Origin of the sequence: Spongiibacter taiwanensis (assembly GCF_023702635.1) — a bacterium.
GTDB classification, from domain to species: Bacteria; Pseudomonadota; Gammaproteobacteria; order Pseudomonadales; family Spongiibacteraceae; genus Spongiibacter; species Spongiibacter taiwanensis.
In genome coordinates, this window is sequence record NZ_CP098455.1 from 1,093,598 (window position 1) to 1,110,685 (window position 17,088).

Below are 17,088 nucleotides of genomic sequence, written 5' to 3' on the forward strand. Positions count from 1 at the left end.
CCATGATCAAAATTGGTCCCTACAGCTTGCCCTCTGTCGCCGTTTTGGCGCCGATGGCGGGCACCACGGATCTCCCCTTTCGTCAGTTGTGTCGTGAGTTTGGTGCGGGTTTGGCCGTCGCCGAGATGTTAATCAGTGACCGCCAGCTGTGGCACACCCGCAAAAGTCATCTGCGCCTGGCCCAGGCCAAAGGTGACATCAATGCAGTGCAAATTGCCGGTGCCGACCCCGAGATGATGGCAGACGCCGCCCGCGGCTGTGAGTCGCTGGGTGCCGATATCATTGATATCAATATGGGATGCCCGGCAAAGAAAGTGTGTAAAAAGGCAGCGGGATCCGCCCTGCTGCAAGACCCCGAGCTGGTGGAGCAGATTTTGCGTGCGGTGGTGTCAGCGGTTAACGTGCCGGTGACCCTGAAAATCCGCACTGGCGCGTCACCAGACCAGCGAAACGGCGTGGAAATTGCAAAACTCGCCCAGGACTGTGGCATCGCGTCACTGGCAGTACATGGCCGCACCCGGGCCTGCCGTTTCAAAGGCAGCGCTGAATACGACACCATCGCCACAATAAAGCAGGCCGTCAGCATTCCTGTGCTGGCCAACGGGGACATCGATTCACCGCAAAAGGCCGCCCAGGTGTTGGCCCAAACCGGTGCCGATGGGGTGATGATCGGTCGTGGTGCCCAGGGGCGCCCCTGGCTGTTCAGGGAAATCAACGAGTATCTAGCGACGGGCGCCGTCTCGACCCACGTTAGCCTCGAAGAAGTAGAACGCACATTGCTGAGACACCTCAGCGAACTCCACCAGTTTTATGGTGAATATCAGGGCCTGCGGATAGCGCGCAAACACTGCGCCTGGTATCTGCAGCACCTCGGCGACTACGCCGAATTTAGAAGTCTGTTTAACACCTTAGACTCCGCCCATGGACAACGAGATGCTGTGCAACAGTTTTTTGAACAGCACGCGCAAACCTTACAGGAAGCAGCAGCATGAATTTGAACGCCATTGAAACTGTGGTTAACGGCGCCAGCCCCGACTCCGGTAACGATGATCTAGCCAAGGCAAAAACGCTTCGCGATAGCGTCGCCATTGCCCTGAACACTTACTTGTCCAGCCTCGACGGTCAGGACGTTTGCGACGTCTACAACATGGTTCTCAGCGAGGTGGAAGCCCCCTTGCTTGAAGAAGTGATGAAATACACGCGCAACAACCAGACCCGAGCCTCCCAATTACTGGGCTTGAACCGGGGCACACTGCGCAAGAAGCTCAAGCAATACGACCTCCTCTAAATCCCTCGTCGGCGGATTTTGACCTCTCAATTTAAAGGGAAAAGCATCAAGGCATGACTACCGAGCAATCAGCCCGTCCAGTAAAACGCGCCCTCATCAGCGTGTCAGATAAATCCGGCATCGTCGACTTTGCCCGGGAACTGACCGAAATGGGTGTCGCCCTCCTTTCTACCGGTGGCACCTTCCGCCTGCTGCAGGAAAACAGCGTGCCGGTCACCGAAGTCTCTGACTACACCGGCTTCCCGGAAATGATGGACGGCCGGGTCAAAACCCTGCACCCGAAAGTGCACGGCGGCATCCTCGGCCGTCGCGGCACCGACGATGCCATCATGGGCGAGCACGGCATCGACGCCATCGATATGGTGGTTGTTAACCTCTACCCCTTCGAGGCCACTGTTGCCAAGGAAAACTGCCGCCTGGAAGACGCGATTGAGAATATCGACATCGGCGGTCCTACCATGGTGCGGGCCGCCGCCAAGAACCACCGTGACGTGGCCATTGTCGTCAATGCCGATGACTACCCCCGTATTCTCGACGAAATGCGCAGCAACAATGGCAGCACCAGCCATGCCACCCGCTTTGATCTGGCGATCAAGGCCTACGAGCACACCGCGGCCTACGATGGCGCCATCGCCAATTACTTTGGTCGCCTGGTGCCCGGCGGCAGCGACAAGTTTCCGCGCACCTTCAACAGCCAGTTCGTCAAGGCGCAGGAAATGCGCTACGGCGAGAACCCCCACCAGGATTCCGCATTCTATGTGGAGCGCCACCCCGCCGAGGCGTCTATTGCCACCGCCACCCAGCTGCAGGGCAAGGAGCTGTCCTACAACAACATCGCCGATACCGATGCGGCGCTGGAATGTGTGAAATCCTTCGTTAAACCCGCCTGCGTCATCGTCAAGCACGCCAACCCCTGCGGCGTTGCTGTGTCACTGAACGGCATTCGCGAAGCCTACGACCTGGCCTTTGCCACTGACACCGAGTCTGCTTTCGGCGGCATTATCGCCTTCAACAGAGAGTTAGACGCCGATACCGCCAAGGCCATCTGCGACCGCCAGTTTGTTGAAGTGATCATTGCGCCCACCGTCAGCGCCGAGGCCCAGGCCGTGGTCGCCGAGAAAAAGAACGTGCGCTTGCTGGCCTGCGGTCAGTGGGACCAAAGCCTGCCCGCCCTGGACTACAAACGGGTCAATGGCGGTCTATTGGTACAGGACCGTGATCTGGGCATGATCACCGCAGGCGACCTGAAAGTGGTTACCAAACGCCAACCCACCGAAGATGAAATCAACGACCTGGTGTTTGCCTGGAAAGTGGCCAAGTTTGTGAAATCCAACGCCATTGTCTACGCCAAAAATCGCCAGACCATCGGCGTGGGCGCCGGCCAGATGAGCCGCGTGAACTCCGCCCGTATCGCCGCTATCAAGGCAGAACACGCGGGTCTGCAGGTAGAGGGCGCAGTGATGGCCTCCGACGCCTTCTTCCCCTTCCGCGACGGTATCGACAACGCCGCCAAAAATGGCATTAGCTGCGTGATTCAACCCGGCGGTTCGATCCGGGACGAAGAGGTGATCGCCGCCGCCGACGAGCACGGCATGGCGATGGTCTTCACCGGCATGCGGCATTTTAGACATTAATACGCAAGAGGCTGGACGGGAGACGGGAGACGCTTTTCCTGTGTGCTCCTTTCCCATCTCGACCGACACACAGTAAAGGAGCTTAAAGACGCCAATGCTGGAACCTTGAGACCGCCCTTGCGTCTCCCGTCTCCCGTCCCGCGTCTAGCATCACTATGAATATCCTCATCATCGGAAACGGCGGCCGCGAGCACGCCCTGGCCTGGAAAGCCGCCCAATCGCCACAAGTCGACACCGTATTTGTCGCACCCGGCAACGCGGGCACGGCGCTGGACGCTAGCATCGAAAATGTCGCCATCGCGGTGAACGATTTCAATGCGTTGGCGGATTTTGCCGAGAACAACAACGTCGGCCTAACCATTGTTGGCCCGGAGGCGCCGTTGGTTGAGGGTGTGGTCGACTTCTTCCAGGCGCGCAACCTGCCCTGCTTCGGCCCCAGCAAGGGCGCGGCTCAGCTGGAGGGTTCGAAGGCCTTCACCAAGGATTTTCTTGCGCGTCATCAGATTCCCACCGCGGCCTATCAAAACTTCACCGAGGTGGAGCCTGCCCTTGCCTACCTGCGCGAGCAAGGCGCCCCCATTGTGGTAAAGGCCGACGGTCTGGCAGCGGGTAAAGGCGTCATCGTCGCCGAAACACTGGCGCAGGCTGAAGACGCCGTGCGCGATATGCTCTCTGGCAACGCCTTTGGTGACGCCGGATGTCGGGTGGTGATTGAAGAGTTCCTGACCGGCGAAGAAGCCAGCTTTATCGTCATGGTGGATGGCAAAAACATTCTGCCAATGGCGACCAGCCAGGACCACAAACGGGTCGGCGATGGCGACACCGGCCCCAACACCGGTGGCATGGGCGCCTACTCCCCCGCACCGGTGGTGACTGATGCCGTCCATCAGCGGGTCATGGATGAGGTCATCAAACCCACCGTCGAAGGCATGGCCGCGGAAGGCAACGACTACACCGGCTTTCTCTATGCCGGGCTGATGATCGACGACAGTGGCGCGCCGAAGGTCATTGAGTACAACTGTCGTTTTGGTGACCCGGAAACCCAGCCGATCATGCTGCGACTGCAGTCCGATCTGGTCGAACTGTGCCAGGCGGCCCTGCAAGGTAAGCTGGACAGCGCGAATGCCCAGTGGGATCCGCGCCCCGCAGTCGGTGTGGTCTTGGCGGCCGGCGGCTATCCAGGCAGCTATCGCAAAGGTGATGAAATTACGGGCATCCCGACCGAGACCGCCGACAGCAAGGTGTTTCACGCTGGCACCTCCCTCGATGACGGCAAGCTGTGTACCAACGGCGGCCGCGTGTTGTGCGCCACCGCGATGGGCGACACTGTCTCGGGCGCACAACAGCTTGCCTATCAGATTGTCGAGCAGATAAAGTGGCGCGATGCCTTCTACCGCACCGACATCGCTTACCGCGCCATTGCCAGGGAATAACCCTGCGGCAGGGCGCTGGCGACTGTGGCTAAGCGCCCTGGTTATTCTGTTGATGTCGGTTGCCGCTCAGGCCGCCCCGGTATTCATCTTGGACGAGGGCTATGAGGATCGTTCACTCACCGACTTCACCGATATTCTCAACGACCCAAATCACGAACTCGGCATTAACCAGGTTGTCCGCCCACCGATAGCCGGTCGTTTTCGTCCCGCCGAGCAGGGCGACCTCACCCTCACCAAGCCCGGCAATGTGTTGTGGCTGCGTTTTACACTTCACAATCGCAGCGCCGAACCCGCACTGCATATTCTGCAAATTCTCCCGGCCGGATTATCGGACACCGAACTCTATCGCGACGGCCAGCAGCTTCCGCAAACCGAGCTGCCGGGCCGGCAGGTAAAGCGCAGCCTGCGCTTGTACACCCTGAAGACCTCCGCCGGCGAAACAGCCACCTTTCATCTTCGCCTCAGCAGCCCGGTAGAACAGCAATTTGCCATCAAGCTTTACGATTACGCCAGCCTGATCAGCAAGGTGAGCAACCAGGAAATTACCACGGCGATTTTCATGGGCATTTTGCTGGCGGTTATTGTTTTCACCGGTGTTAGAACACTGCTTTTTCGCGATGGCCTGTTCGCCGCGTTAAGCGCCCACTGTTTACTGCTCATCCTTTACCACTGCCTGGCCTGGGGGTACATCGGCGAGGCCCAAGGCCTGCTGCCGCCCTGGCAAGACACCAGCATGACCTTGCTGTGTTTGTTGCTGGCCCTCTGCGAAATCAGCTACGCCCTGCTTTTCCCCTTGTACCGACAGGACCGCCCCAGCCGATGGCCGCAGCTGCTGCACGGCCTGATCGGCTTGAACCTGGTGGCCCTGGCTGCGCTCCTGCTGCTCGGTGGGCGCATTGCCAACCTGGTTGTCATCACCGTTCTTCCTATCACCGCCATCAGCCTGGCATTAACCGCACTGACCAGCTTTTTGGTCAGCTACAGCCGCATGACCCTCTGCTACCTGGCCACCCGGGTCGCCATCACCCTGGTATACGTCATTGGCCTGCTAGCTTACCGGGGTGAGCTCGTCAGTCTCGATACCATCAATTTTTTCCTCATGGCCAGCGCCACGGGAGCCGCCCTGGTGCACACCGCGCTGGTGCTAGCCCGACACCGGGAACGCCAACGTCAGCAGTCTGAAGAAACCCAGCGGATTGCCGTTCTCGGGGAAGTAAGCCGGGCAAAAACCGATATTGTCGCGCGTATTACCCACGATATTCGCACCCCGGTCAGCGCGATGCTCGGCGCGTCAGAGCTGCTGGAAGAGACCCAGATCAGTGACAATCAGCGGGACTACCTCCACACCCTGCAGCGCGCCAGTCAGGAGTTGGTTCAGTTGCTCGAAGAGGCGGGTCAGAGCGCCCGCTTTAATGAAAACGATGTCGAGCTCAAGCAACAGGTTATTCACCTTCCCGAATTGATCGACGAGACACTGTCGGGCTTCAAGAATATCGCCGCGGAACGCAGCCTCGATCTTATTTGCGATATCGCCCCCGAACTACGCGAACGGGTATTAGGCGACCCCTCCCGGATTAAACAGCTGATCAGCCATGCCATGAACAGCGCCCTGGACCACAGTGAGTCGGGCCACATTTTGCTGCGCGTGAGCCCCGGGGAAACCAGCATCGAACAGATCGACTTTGAAATAAGCCACCTCGGCCGCCCCTTCACCCAAAAAGAACGCAATGTGCTCAACCACAGTAATACTGGTGAAGACAGCCGCATCAACCCCCGCTTCGCCATTATCGGTCAGCTGGTTCAGCTGATGGGCGGCCGGGTCAACGCCAGATCCAGCACCCAGGGGGTGAACAGCCTGTATTTCAGCCTGTTTCTGGGCCTTGCCCCGGAGACCAAAGCAAGCACTAGCCGCCTGCCGGAGCTGCAAAACAGACGGATTCTGGTGGTCGACAACAATCAGACCTTTTGCGACGTTATCTGCAAACATTGCCAGCACTGGGGCATGGAGGTCTTCGCGGCCCAGTCTGCTCAGGCGGCACTGGCCCAAATCCGGAACCAGATCGTCATTCACCAACCCATTGATATTTTGCTGCTGGATTACAACCTGGCCAGTGCCGACGGCCTGACCTTTGCCCAGCGCCTCTCCAACGAACTGGACGCCAATCAACTGCCACTGATCATGCTGTTGGCCCACAGCAATATCCACCTGGAAAAGAGTGCGCTGGCAAATGCCGGGGTTCGTCGGGTGCTGGCCAAACCCGTTAGCGGTACCGCCCTGCGTAGTGCCCTGTCGACAGAGCTGCACTTTGACGCGAGCAAGCACCTGAACAAACCCCAGCCCAAGCGGGGCGCCAAGTTGCAGTGTCTGGTTGCAGAGGACAACCCCACCAACGCCCAGGTACTGACCGGGATGCTCGCCAAGCTCGGCATTGAGGTGACCCTGGTCGATAATGGTCAGCAAGCCGTCAGCACCTATATGCGCAAGGACTTCGATCTGGTGTTTATGGATATCGAAATGCCGATCATGGATGGCGTAGAAGCCACTCGGCTCATTCGCGGCTTTGAGCGAGACCAACGCACCATCCACACCCCGATCTTTGGCCTGACCGCAAATGCGCTGGACGAGCAACGCGATATTTATCTGCAAGCCGGGATGGACCTTCACTTGATCAAGCCACTGCGCATGTGGGAGCTGGAGGAGGCGATAAATCGCTGGACAGATATCGAACTGGACACTCCCTGATCGGTTATACTGGACCGGCTGACGGGAGGAGTTATGAGCAGACAATTTTCATTCTTGGATCAGGCGCTAATCGGCGCCGACCGCAGCCTGAAAACCTTAATCAAAGGCAGCGCCAGAGCCGCCAGAGCGACCCCTTCCGGCCGGGAATCAACCGCCGATCAACAGCAACGGCGCCATATCGCTGGCCTGATGCGCATCAACCACACCGGCGAGGTATGTGCCCAAGCGCTCTATCAGGGTCAGGCGCTGACCGCCAGATCACCCGACGTCAAACAGGCCATGGCCCAGTCCGCCGTCGAGGAAGTTGATCACCTGGCCTGGTGCGAAACCCGGCTGCACGAATTAGGCGCCAATACTAGCGTCCTCAACCCGCTGTTTTACGCGGCCTCCTTCACCATTGGCGCCGTCGCAGGCGCCGCTGGCGACCGCATTAGCCTGGGATTTGTTGCCGCCACTGAAGATCAGGTGTGCCAACACTTGCGAGAGCACCTGGAGGAAATTCCAGCGGACGACGAGAAAAGCCGCGCAATTCTGAGCCAGATGTTGGAAGACGAAGCAGACCATGCGGGCAAGGCCCTGGCGGCGGGCGGACAGGTCTTTCCCAGACCGGTTAAACGGGTGATGACCTTGATGTCGAAGGTGATGACCAGCACCACCTACCGAATCTGAATTCGGGCGGGTGACCCCTCAGAATTTATCGGCAATCGGCGGATGGTGGATTAATTGCACCATATTGCCGTCGGGGTCCAGGCAGTAAAAACTGCGCGCGCCATCGCGATGAGTACGTGGCGCCGCCGTCACCTCAACATCGTGCGCCAGCAAAAAATCGTGCCACGCATCGACATCTGCCGCTGCTTTTAACACAAAACCAATGTGGTCGAGACGCTGACCCGCAATGGGCCGGGCCTCGCCGCGGTAGCGGTGCAAGGCCAGATTATCGCTGCCGGAACACAAATAGACATTGTCCTCATCCGGCTGCCATTCCACCGCCATCCCCATCAGATCGCGATAAAACCACAGCGTCTTGTCGAACTCCGCAACAAAGAGTGCCACATGACGCATACCACCGTGGGCCGGGGGGCGAGGAGAACTCATTTACACCACCTCAACAATCTCGAAACTATGACTGACTTTAACACCGGCCTTTTCCATCATGATCGAAGCGGAGCAGTACTTCTCGGCAGACAGCTCCACCGCCCGCTTCACATGATTTTCTTTCAGGGCTTTGCCAGTTACCACAAAGGTGAGATGAATTTCCGTGAACACAGCGGGCACGGCATCGGCGCGGGTTGCGGCCAGCTCGCAGCGACAATCCACCACCTCCTGGCGGGACTTTTTCAGCATGCTCATCACATCAAAGGAGGCGCAGCCGCCCATCCCAATCAGCAACATTTCCATCGGCCGAATACCCATATTACGACCGCCGTGGTCTTCTGGACCATCCATCACAACAGCATGGCCGCTGCCTGACTCGCCCAGAAACATTGCCCCATCAACCCACTTCACTGTAGCCTTCATTACGTCCCCGAGATGCTGTAACAAAATGGGCAGCTTATCACAGCACCGGTATTCAAGCTCGCCATTACCGGCGAAGCACGGCATACTTGAAGGGATAACAACGACACAATTCGCTAGCCATAGAGACACCGCCTGTGTTCAACACTTTGAATCGCGACATTCCTAATCTCGACAATTTCCTGAAGCAGTGCCACCGGCGTCGGTATCCAAGTAAAAGCACCCTGATTTACGCAGGCGATGACAGCGACGCGCTTTACTACATTATTGACGGCTCCGTGACCGTCATCATTGAAGATGACGAAGGCCGCGAAATGATCGTTGCCTATCTCAACAAAGGCGATTTCTTCGGCGAGATGGGGGTGTTTGATGAGGAAATTCCCGCCACCCGCAGTGCCTGGGTTAAAAGCCGCACCGAATGCGAAATTGCCGAAATCAGCTACAGCAAGTTCCGCGAACTGCGCGATCAATACCCCGACATCCTCGCCGCCCTGGGTCGGCAAATGGCCAAGCGCCTGCGTCTGACCACCCGCAAGGTTGGCGACCTCGCTTTTCTGGACGTGACTGGCCGGGTGGCTCGCACACTTCTCGACCTGTGCAAACAGCCTGATGCAATGACCCACCCCGACGGCATGCAGATCAAGATTACCCGGCAGGAAATTGGCCGCATTGTGGGCTGCTCGCGGGAGATGGTTGGCCGGGTGCTCAAGACCCTTGAAGAGCAGGGTCTGGTGCAGGTTAAGGGTAAGACAATGGTGGTATACGGCACCCGGTAGGTTTTGTGCCGCTGTTGCGGCGACGATTTTGATTTTCTCTAAAAGGGGCTTTTGGCCTCTTTTTCTTTGGCTTCCTGGTTGATTGGCGCTGACGGCCGCCAGGAATGCTTGTCTAGTGATAGCAACGGTTTCGCCCAGCTGGGCGAAATAATGACTATCGGAACAAGAAACGCCCAAACAATGCACCTCTGCCCCAAGCCCACAAACAACAAAAAGGGGCCGAAAGGCCCCTATAAATCCATTGCAGATTAAACGCTCAGCTTACAAGCTGAGCACCTTCTCCCCGCGGGCAATACCGGAAACCCCGCTGCGCACCACTTCCATAATGGCCGCTTCACCAACCGCCTCCAGAAAGGAGTCCAGCTTGTCGGCAGCACCAGTCACCTGAATGGTATAAACGCTGGGGCCAACATCCACGATCTGGCCGCGAAAAATATCCGTGCAGCGCTTGATCTCTGCCCGCTGGGCACCGGTCGCACGCACTTTCACCAGCATCAGCTCCCGCTCAATGTGGGCGCCTTCCGACAGGTCGACCAACTTCACCACATCGACCAGCCGGTTGAGGTGCTTGGTGATCTGCTCAATCTTGTGATCGTCACCCACAGTGGTCAGGGTTAACCGGGACAGGGTTTTGTCCTCGGTAGGCGCCACATTCAAGGTCTCGATGTTGTACCCGCGCTGGGAGAACAAGCCAACCACCCGAGACAAGGCGCCGGGTTCATTTTCCAACAATACCGAAATAATACGCCGCATCAGGTCCGCTCCGTCTTGCTCAACCACATATCCCGCATGCTGCCGTTAGGGGCAATCTGCATGGGATACACATGCTCATGGGGATCGACATGGATATCCATGAACACCAACTCGTCCTTGCGGGCAAAGGCTTCTTTCATCGCTTCGTCCAGATCAGACAGCTGGGTCACCTTGATGCCAACGTGGTGATAGGCTTCGGTCAGTTTGATGAAATCTGGCAGCGAATCTTCATACACGCTCTGGGAATAGCGACCTTCGTACTGCATGTCCTGCCACTGTTTCACCATCCCCAAGTAGCCGTTGTACAGATTCAGAATTTTCACCGGAATCTTGTACTGGGCGCAGGTGGACAGCTCCTGAATATTCATCTGGATACTGCCTTCACCCGTCACACAGGCAACGTCCGCATCCGGGAAGGCCAGCTTGACCCCCATTGCCGCCGGCAGACCAAAGCCCATCGTGCCCAGGCCACCGGAGTTAATCCAACGACGTGGATGGTTAAAGCGATAGTACTGGGCAGCAAACATCTGGTGTTGACCCACGTCCGAGGTCACGTAGGCCTCGCCCTTGGTCACCCGCCACAATGACTCAATAACCTGCTGCGGTTTGATATGGGGGGTATCCAGATCGTAGCGCGGCTTGGTCCACAGGCCGTGGTGATCACGCCACTCATCAATTTGTGTCCACCAGTGGGATAACGCTTCCTGGTCTGGCAGCGAGCTGTCCTGAGCGCGGAGCTCAGCCACCACACTGATCAAATCTGTCAGAACAGCATCAACCGGCCCGACAATGGGCACGTCCGCCGCGATGGTTTTGGAGATCGACGCGGGATCGATATCAATATGAATGATCTTGGCACCGGGACAGAATTTCGAGGTGGTATTGGTCACCCGGTCATCAAACCGCGCCCCCACTGCCAGAATCACATCGCTGTGATGCATGGCATTGTTGGCCTCATAAAAACCGTGCATCCCCAACATGCCCAAAAACTGGCGGTCATCGCCGGGGTATGCCCCCAATCCCATCAGCGTATTGGTTACCGGGAAGTTCAGCGTGCGGGCCAGGTCGGTCAACTGCTTGGCAGCGTTACCCTGAATGACGCCGCCACCGGCATAAATCACTGGACGGCGGGCAGACAGCAGCAAACTCGCTGCCTTTTTAATCTGACCCGAATGCCCTCTCGCAGCCGGTGTGTAGGACCGCATTTTGACTTTCTTCGGGTAGTGGTACTCGAATTTGTCGTGGGGGTTAGTCAGATCTTTCGGCAGATCGACTACCACCGGGCCGGGCCGACCGGAGCTGGCAATATAGAAGGCCTTCTTGATGATTTCAGGAATCTCAGCGGTGGTCTTCACCTGGAAGCTGTGTTTCACGATGGGACGCGAAATCCCCATCATGTCGGTTTCCTGGAAGGCATCCTCACCGATCAGGTGACTCATGACCTGGCCAGACAGCACCACCATGGGAATGGAATCCATGTAAGCCGTGGCAATACCGGTAATGGCATTGGTGGCACCAGGGCCGGAGGTCACCAGCACCACACCCGGCTTGCCGGTAGCACGAGCGTAACCATCTGCCGCATGGGTGGCCGCCTGCTCGTGACGGACGAGAATATGCGGCACCTTGCACTTATTAAACAAGGCATCATAAATATGCAAAACCGCCCCACCCGGATAGCCGAAGATGAATTCAACACCTTCGTCTTCCAGAGCGCGCGCGATCATTTCGCCGCCAGATAACAACTCCACTGAAAGTCCCTCAGTCATTTTGCGAAAAAAATCTGTAAGCACACCGCAGCCAGAACCCGACATGGTCTGAGCGCCTGCTGGGCACTACAAGATACGAAACACATTACCACCGAGCAGGCAGAGGCCGGAGCTCGGGCGAAATGCCAAAAATGCCGCCATGCGGCGTTTCTTTTGCTTCGCGGGATAGGCGAAGCGGGCAATCTCGCAACACAGGTCATGTGTCTGCAGAGTGAATGGAACTACGTTAAGTAGCAGTTCGACGAGATGTGCCGAACTCTGTACGAGGCCGTAGGTAAACGGCGCGGAACACAGCCATTGCTTCCCCCTTGGGGAAGACCGGCTATTTTTTAGCCTGAGCCCCAAGATGTCAACACAAAATCCCGAGGAAAATGCCACGATGCGCCGCGAACCCGGTAATATCCACCATTCTCAACGGCGCGACGAATCTGCCATAATCCGACCACAGCCTGGAAGAGCCTCACCGATATGAAACGCCCACATTTCCGCAGTTTTGCTACTCTGTGCCTGTTTGTTTGTGCGACGGTGCTTTTGACACCGAGCAGCCTGGCTGGCAAAGAGGGCTACTACCGGTGGAAGGACGACGCAGGTGAAACCCACTTTACCCAGCAACCTCCGCTGGGACGGCAATACCAGTTTATTGAAACCCGCGGCGGCGCCAGTGTGGTCAGCGATCCCTCCAGCGGTGACAGCGCTGGCAATGACGACGGTGCCAAAGCCGACGCCGCGCCACAACGGATGGAAGTGCTGCCCCCGAAAGACCCTGCCATTTGCAGCCAGGCGAAGAGCAACTTACTGACCTTACAGAAAAATGGCGCCCGCATTCGCGTGACCGACCCCGACGGCACCGCACGTCTTCTCGACGAGAAGGAAGTGGCAGAGCAGAAACAACGGGCACAAGAAGCCATCGGCATTCACTGCGCTTAAAGCCAATCCCCTGCCCGCTCAACGGCCCACATTACGCCCACCCCGGCCGCTAACACCAGCTGCACCGGCAACAGACGCTGAAACCAGCTTTGCTCACGCAGGGGGAACAACAGCGCAAGCGCCAAGGCCACCAAAACCAGCTGGCCCACCTCAATACCAATATTGAAACTGGCCAGGGCAACCACCCGCAAACTACTCGCTGCCAGCAAATCCGCCAATACACTGGCAAAGCCAAAACCGTGGATCAAGCCAAACCCGAACGCCAAATACCGCTGCACATGCTGAGCGGGCCAGAACGCTAATGCCGCCGCAATACTGATGGAAATCGCAATGACCGTTTCCACCACAGCGATAGGAAACCGGACCCAGCCCATGGATGCCATTACCAGCGTAATACTGTGCGCCAGGGTAAAGGCACTGACCACCCATGCCAGTTCCCTCATGGTGTGGCCCAGCGTGTGCAAGCCGCTGCTGCGGCTCAGGGCAGGCAGCACCAGTACCAACAGAAACAGCACATGGTCGAAACCACCAACGAGGTGAATAACCCCTTGCCAGAAAAAGTTGCCCGCCGTCGCCCAAAGGGAGTGATCGCCACCCGTTAAGAACACCGTGTTCTGCTCCGGCGACAATACCCCGATACGCTCCCCCTCGGCATCGGCCAGTTTATACAGCAGACGGTGCAGCGGGTCGCGTTCGAACAGCAGGTTATATTCCAGTAGCAGCGTGCCACCGGGGGACGCAAAGCAGGGGGAACTCAGGCGCCAACTGCTGTAGGGGCCATCACTGTGTTCACTGATCCCGCTCAGCCCTGCGACTAACGCGCACGCTCCAGATTGGGAAGAACGAAGTGACAGAGCAGATTCAACTCGCGCTGCAAATTCCGCCTGACTGGCAGTGAGCTCCCCCCAACGCAGCGCACCGTCGCCATCCAGGTCCATGTTCTGCAGGCGCAGCATGTCTACCAGCGCAATATCCAGGCGCAGTGAGCTTCCGTCAAAATAGAGGTAACTGTCGCTGGCCTTGTGCGCCCAACCGAACTGGCACCAGAGCAGCAGTACGACGACAACGAATTTAATCAAGGCCTGGCCGCCTCGGCCCGGCGCAACACTCGGGCATCGGGAAGCTCCCGCTGAGATTGCCAATTTTCCCTGGCCATTTTCAGGGCAGTGGCATGATTCTTATCTGCCAACAATAGATAGTCAGCGTAGCCGCGTTTGTTCAAAAATTCTCCTCGCCACCGCGCCTCTTCAAATCGATCGCCAAGGGTTGCAAGCAAGTCAGCACCTTCCGGACCGGACAACACCTTTGCGCGGCACAGAGCTATATTATCCACGGACAACCTGCCCTCCGTTAACGCTAACACCGCCTCGTCTTTGCTGCGAAGCACCAGCACCTCGCACAACCGGCTGGCGCTATAAACATTCCCAGGCTCCAGATTGAGCGCCAATTGCCAGTAGGTTTCCGCCGCAGCCAAATCTTGGTGGCGCTCGGCAATATCGGCCAACGTTGCCACCGCCCACTGGCGGGAATCATCCAGCTTCGTCAGCCCCGCACCGGCCAGGGCCTGCTTCAAATCCTTGAAGGCGGCAGCACCCTCACCGTCATTTATCGCCCGAAGATGAGCGTGACAGCTTGCTGAGTAAAGATCTGTATCAGTACTGAGCCTGTCGCAGGCCGCCCTTGCCGAGCCATAATGACCCTGCACGAAGGCAATATTAAACTGCATCAACCGCGCCTGACGCCGGGTCTCAGGCGAAGCCGCCGCTTTTCGCAAGTCTTCTTCTGCCGAGGAAAACTGATGCAAACTCTGTCGCACCGCTGCGCGATAAAGGAAGAAAAACCCATCGCGCTCCTCCGCTGAGATCGCAAGCAGGGAGCGCTGGGCATCCCCAAGATATCGCAGATCAGCCGACTCGCGATAGGACGCCAGCGCCCGTCGCGACGCGGCCAAGAGAGCAGAAGCGGAGGCAGTTGAGCCAGGCACAACCTCGGCCTGCTCGACGCGAATAACCACCACCTCCCTGTCGGCGGGGCGGGATATCGGCGGTTGGGCAGCACTGAGACTGCTCACCAATACACCCCAAAGAAGGCAGCAACCCAAGCGCCCAAGTCTCGGCCGGGTATGCTGCAGTTCTACGGTGCGACGATAAACAGTCCAGCGCAACAAGGGCCGCGAATCCACGTGCTAATTCAACGCAGCATCGGCTGCGTCGTCTTCGCCACCGGAGCGGATTTCCAGGTCGTTAATGGCGACAGGGTCATCGTTGGGGCTTTGAGCAATGACTTGATTTAACAACGCCCCACCGGCAACCGACGATTCCTCGCCACCCCGGTTACCACCATCGTATTTGCTGTCATTGTTGCAGGCTGTTAACAGCAGCGCCGCGCTGACCACGATCAAGCTCTTGGATAATGAGCGCATACCTCCCCCTCTCAATTCGACGATACAGTGACGGCCGCTGCGGCAGACTCATTCGGTGAGCCTGGCACGGGTGTCGCAAGATAGGGGAACGTGGTTTGGAAGTCGGCCAAGTTGGGCAGCGCACCATCATTCACGACCACGCCGGGATTAACCACCTGGGGCTCAGACCCCGCCAGACTGCATGTCTGTACACCGTTTTCTCCCAGCAGTGCGCCCTCGGCAACCGTCAACGCGATATCCACGACATCGTCGGTCACTCGACGCCCGTTGGGGAAGCCCGCCAGATCACAGCCGATAAATCCGAGATCGCTATAGCCTGCACCGCCGGGCAGAACAGGGTCGATCGCCGTGTTCAGCCGCAGCATTTCGCCAGGCGTGGTCAGGTTTGCCGGAGCGGTAAATTTGAAACTGGCTGGGGTGTCTGTCTCTGCGGTAGTGACACCCGTGACAAACACGGCCAGCAGATCTGTCCTGCCGCCTTCGGGCATGGGCGCCGGCACATCAAACAACACCTCTACCAGCACGGGCAGGGTGGGATACAGCACGTAGGGGGCAAAATTGCCGACGTCATCCTTGGGCTCAGAAGCGTTGAACTTGTCTTTATCGGTGATCCCAATGACGACTTCATTCACCAGCGGGTTGCCCAGTCGCGACACCTGCGTCCAGGCACCCAGCTCTACTGAAGGGCCTTTGCCATTGGCATTCGCCGTGGCGCCCGCCGGAGCAGGATTTAAAATACGTCCCTGTGGCTTGCTAGCGGTTGTCCATGCGCCAATCACGGGATCGTCGCCGCTGGTCAGGCAGCTTATCGGCAGCTCAAGCGCGAGGGACGTCACGTTCTTGTCGCCAATGGTATTGCTGCGAGAATTCCGCGCGCCAAGGGGATTGAGGTTGATTTGGTCAAACACTTCGCCAAGGTTTACCACAAAGCCTTCGCGACGCTGACCAACAAACATCCTTGCACCGGATGCCTGACACCCAGGCACGTCGATGTCGTAGACAAACTGCGAGGCGTAGCCCGCATAATCTGGAATGGTCTTCTCACCCATATTGTCCACCGGCTTGGTGAACGTCGACTCTCCCGAGCCAGTTTCCGTGACCGCTGCGCTTTGCCCACTGCGCCGATCACCCGTCACCAGCGCCACCGAGAAGGTCTCGACCACGTTGAGCAGGCCGGGAGTGCTACCTGAACCTGGCCCCACGGCCGCCAAAGGAACCTGCACGCCGCCATTCCCGGTATCGACCTCGCCGTTAGTGATCAAACCGGCTGCCGTCGCCTGCCCGTACTGGTTGTCGAATTGAAATTGAAAGGTGAGGTCTTCTTCCGCATCACCGTCGTTGTCGATATGAATTTCGTACAAGGCATTGGGATCGAGGGTGAAATAGTTCGGTCCGCCGTAGGCGTCCTGAAGTGGCTGGTAGTTAGCAATGATCGTGACAAAGCCTTCACGATTCTGCTCGTAGCTTCTAAACATGTAAAAGTCGGTGCCATCCACTTTCGGTGAGCCAGCAATAAATGGCGCCTCCCGATGACTCGAGGCAAGCGCATTGACAGCCCCACCGGCGACAGAAACAGTAACCAAAGCAGCGGCCAGAGACCGCGGCGAAAACGGACGAGACGGAACCATATAACCCCCTAACGAGTTGTGAGCGTCGGCAAGCCTAGTGCATCCACAATGGGAAGAGAGCACACCGATCCTGCGACAAAAATTTCGAGCCAGTTTTGATACCCGCGCTACCGCTTATTGTTAATTTCCAGCCCCGACAATCATGCAACGGTCAAAAAGTCGCATGCGGCACAGGGCAGGCGCAGCACCAAACTTCCCAGTGC

16 protein-coding genes are annotated in these 17,088 nt (G+C 57.8%); 8 read left to right on the forward strand and 8 right to left on the reverse strand.

Annotated features, from left to right (window positions below; all coding sequences use genetic code 11):
• Nucleotides 1–2 precede the first annotated feature (2 nt).
• From dusB to coq7, 6 genes are all read left to right on the forward strand, one after another.
• Nucleotides 3–992 (forward strand): tRNA dihydrouridine synthase DusB, encoded by a 990-nt coding sequence (gene dusB, locus NCG89_RS05140; protein WP_251088701.1) that lies wholly within the window; start codon nt 3–5, stop codon nt 990–992.
• A complete protein-coding gene (gene fis, locus NCG89_RS05145; RefSeq protein ID WP_251088702.1) occupies nt 989–1,288 on the forward strand; it encodes a DNA-binding transcriptional regulator Fis in 300 nt (99 codons plus the stop codon). The genes dusB and fis overlap by 4 nt, the downstream gene beginning before the upstream one ends.
• 53 nt (nt 1,289–1,341) lie before the next feature.
• Entirely contained in the window at nt 1,342–2,922 is a 1,581-nt protein-coding gene (gene purH, locus NCG89_RS05150; RefSeq protein WP_251088703.1) for a bifunctional phosphoribosylaminoimidazolecarboxamide formyltransferase/IMP cyclohydrolase, read from the forward strand.
• A 155-nt stretch (nt 2,923–3,077) separates the two neighbouring features.
• The gene (gene purD / locus NCG89_RS05155; RefSeq protein WP_251088704.1) at nt 3,078–4,355 is read left to right on the forward strand and encodes a phosphoribosylamine--glycine ligase; all 1,278 of its coding nucleotides are present in this window, start codon (nt 3,078–3,080) and stop codon (nt 4,353–4,355) included.
• Nucleotides 4,306–7,098 (forward strand): response regulator, encoded by a 2,793-nt coding sequence (locus tag NCG89_RS05160; RefSeq protein ID WP_251088705.1) that lies wholly within the window; start codon nt 4,306–4,308, stop codon nt 7,096–7,098. Before purD ends, NCG89_RS05160 begins: the two co-directional genes overlap by 50 nt.
• 33 nt (nt 7,099–7,131) lie before the next feature.
• On the forward strand, nt 7,132–7,767 hold the full coding sequence (gene coq7 / locus NCG89_RS05165) for a 2-polyprenyl-3-methyl-6-methoxy-1,4-benzoquinone monooxygenase (protein ID WP_251088706.1): 636 nt from the start codon (nt 7,132–7,134) through the stop codon (nt 7,765–7,767).
• An 18-nt stretch (nt 7,768–7,785) separates the two neighbouring features.
• Here the strand turns inward: coq7 and NCG89_RS05170 are convergent, their stop codons facing one another.
• Nucleotides 7,786–8,193 carry a VOC family protein gene (locus tag NCG89_RS05170; protein WP_251088707.1) on the reverse strand — a complete coding sequence of 136 codons (408 nt, stop codon included), beginning with the start codon at nt 8,191–8,193 and terminating at the stop codon, nt 7,786–7,788.
• Complete coding sequence (locus NCG89_RS05175) at nt 8,194–8,616, reverse strand: OsmC family protein (protein ID WP_251088708.1); 423 nt, start codon at nt 8,614–8,616, stop codon at nt 8,194–8,196.
• Between the two features lie 134 nt (nt 8,617–8,750).
• On the opposite strand from NCG89_RS05175, the gene crp reads away from it, so the two are divergent.
• Nucleotides 8,751–9,389, forward strand: a complete 639-nt coding sequence (gene crp, locus NCG89_RS05180) for a cAMP-activated global transcriptional regulator CRP (protein ID WP_251088709.1) — start codon at nt 8,751–8,753, stop codon at nt 9,387–9,389.
• A gap of 261 nt (nt 9,390–9,650) precedes the next feature.
• Here the strand turns inward: crp and ilvN are convergent, their stop codons facing one another.
• Together ilvN and NCG89_RS05190 are read right to left on the reverse strand one after the other, a co-directional pair.
• On the reverse strand, nt 9,651–10,142 hold the full coding sequence (ilvN, locus tag NCG89_RS05185) for an acetolactate synthase small subunit (RefSeq protein WP_251088710.1): 492 nt from the start codon (nt 10,140–10,142) through the stop codon (nt 9,651–9,653).
• Nucleotides 10,142–11,890 (reverse strand): acetolactate synthase 3 large subunit, encoded by a 1,749-nt coding sequence (locus NCG89_RS05190; RefSeq protein ID WP_251089338.1) that lies wholly within the window; start codon nt 11,888–11,890, stop codon nt 10,142–10,144. Before NCG89_RS05190 ends, ilvN begins: the two co-directional genes overlap by 1 nt.
• Nucleotides 11,891–12,376: 486 nt before the next feature.
• Between NCG89_RS05190 and NCG89_RS05195 the strand changes: the two genes are divergently transcribed.
• Complete coding sequence (locus NCG89_RS05195; RefSeq protein ID WP_251088711.1) at nt 12,377–12,835, forward strand: DUF4124 domain-containing protein; 459 nt, start codon at nt 12,377–12,379, stop codon at nt 12,833–12,835.
• Here the strand turns inward: NCG89_RS05195 and NCG89_RS05200 are convergent.
• The 4 genes from NCG89_RS05200 to NCG89_RS05215 all read right to left on the reverse strand — a co-directional run bounded on the left by NCG89_RS05200 (nt 12,832) and on the right by NCG89_RS05215 (nt 16,885).
• Nucleotides 12,832–13,914, reverse strand: coding sequence for a HupE/UreJ family protein (locus tag NCG89_RS05200; RefSeq protein WP_251088712.1), 1,083 nt, complete (start codon nt 13,912–13,914; stop codon nt 12,832–12,834). The genes NCG89_RS05195 and NCG89_RS05200 overlap by 4 nt on opposite strands.
• A complete protein-coding gene (locus NCG89_RS05205) occupies nt 13,911–14,906 on the reverse strand; it encodes a hypothetical protein (protein ID WP_251088713.1) in 996 nt (331 codons plus the stop codon). The genes NCG89_RS05200 and NCG89_RS05205 overlap by 4 nt, the downstream gene beginning before the upstream one ends.
• A 114-nt stretch (nt 14,907–15,020) precedes the next feature.
• Nucleotides 15,021–15,257, reverse strand: coding sequence for a hypothetical protein (locus tag NCG89_RS05210; RefSeq protein WP_251088714.1), 237 nt, complete (start codon nt 15,255–15,257; stop codon nt 15,021–15,023).
• Between the two features lie 11 nt (nt 15,258–15,268).
• Nucleotides 15,269–16,885: a DUF4331 domain-containing protein gene (locus NCG89_RS05215; protein ID WP_251088715.1), complete on the reverse strand. Its 1,617-nt coding sequence runs from the start codon at nt 16,883–16,885 to the stop codon at nt 15,269–15,271.
• Between the last annotated feature and the right edge of the window lie 203 nt (nt 16,886–17,088).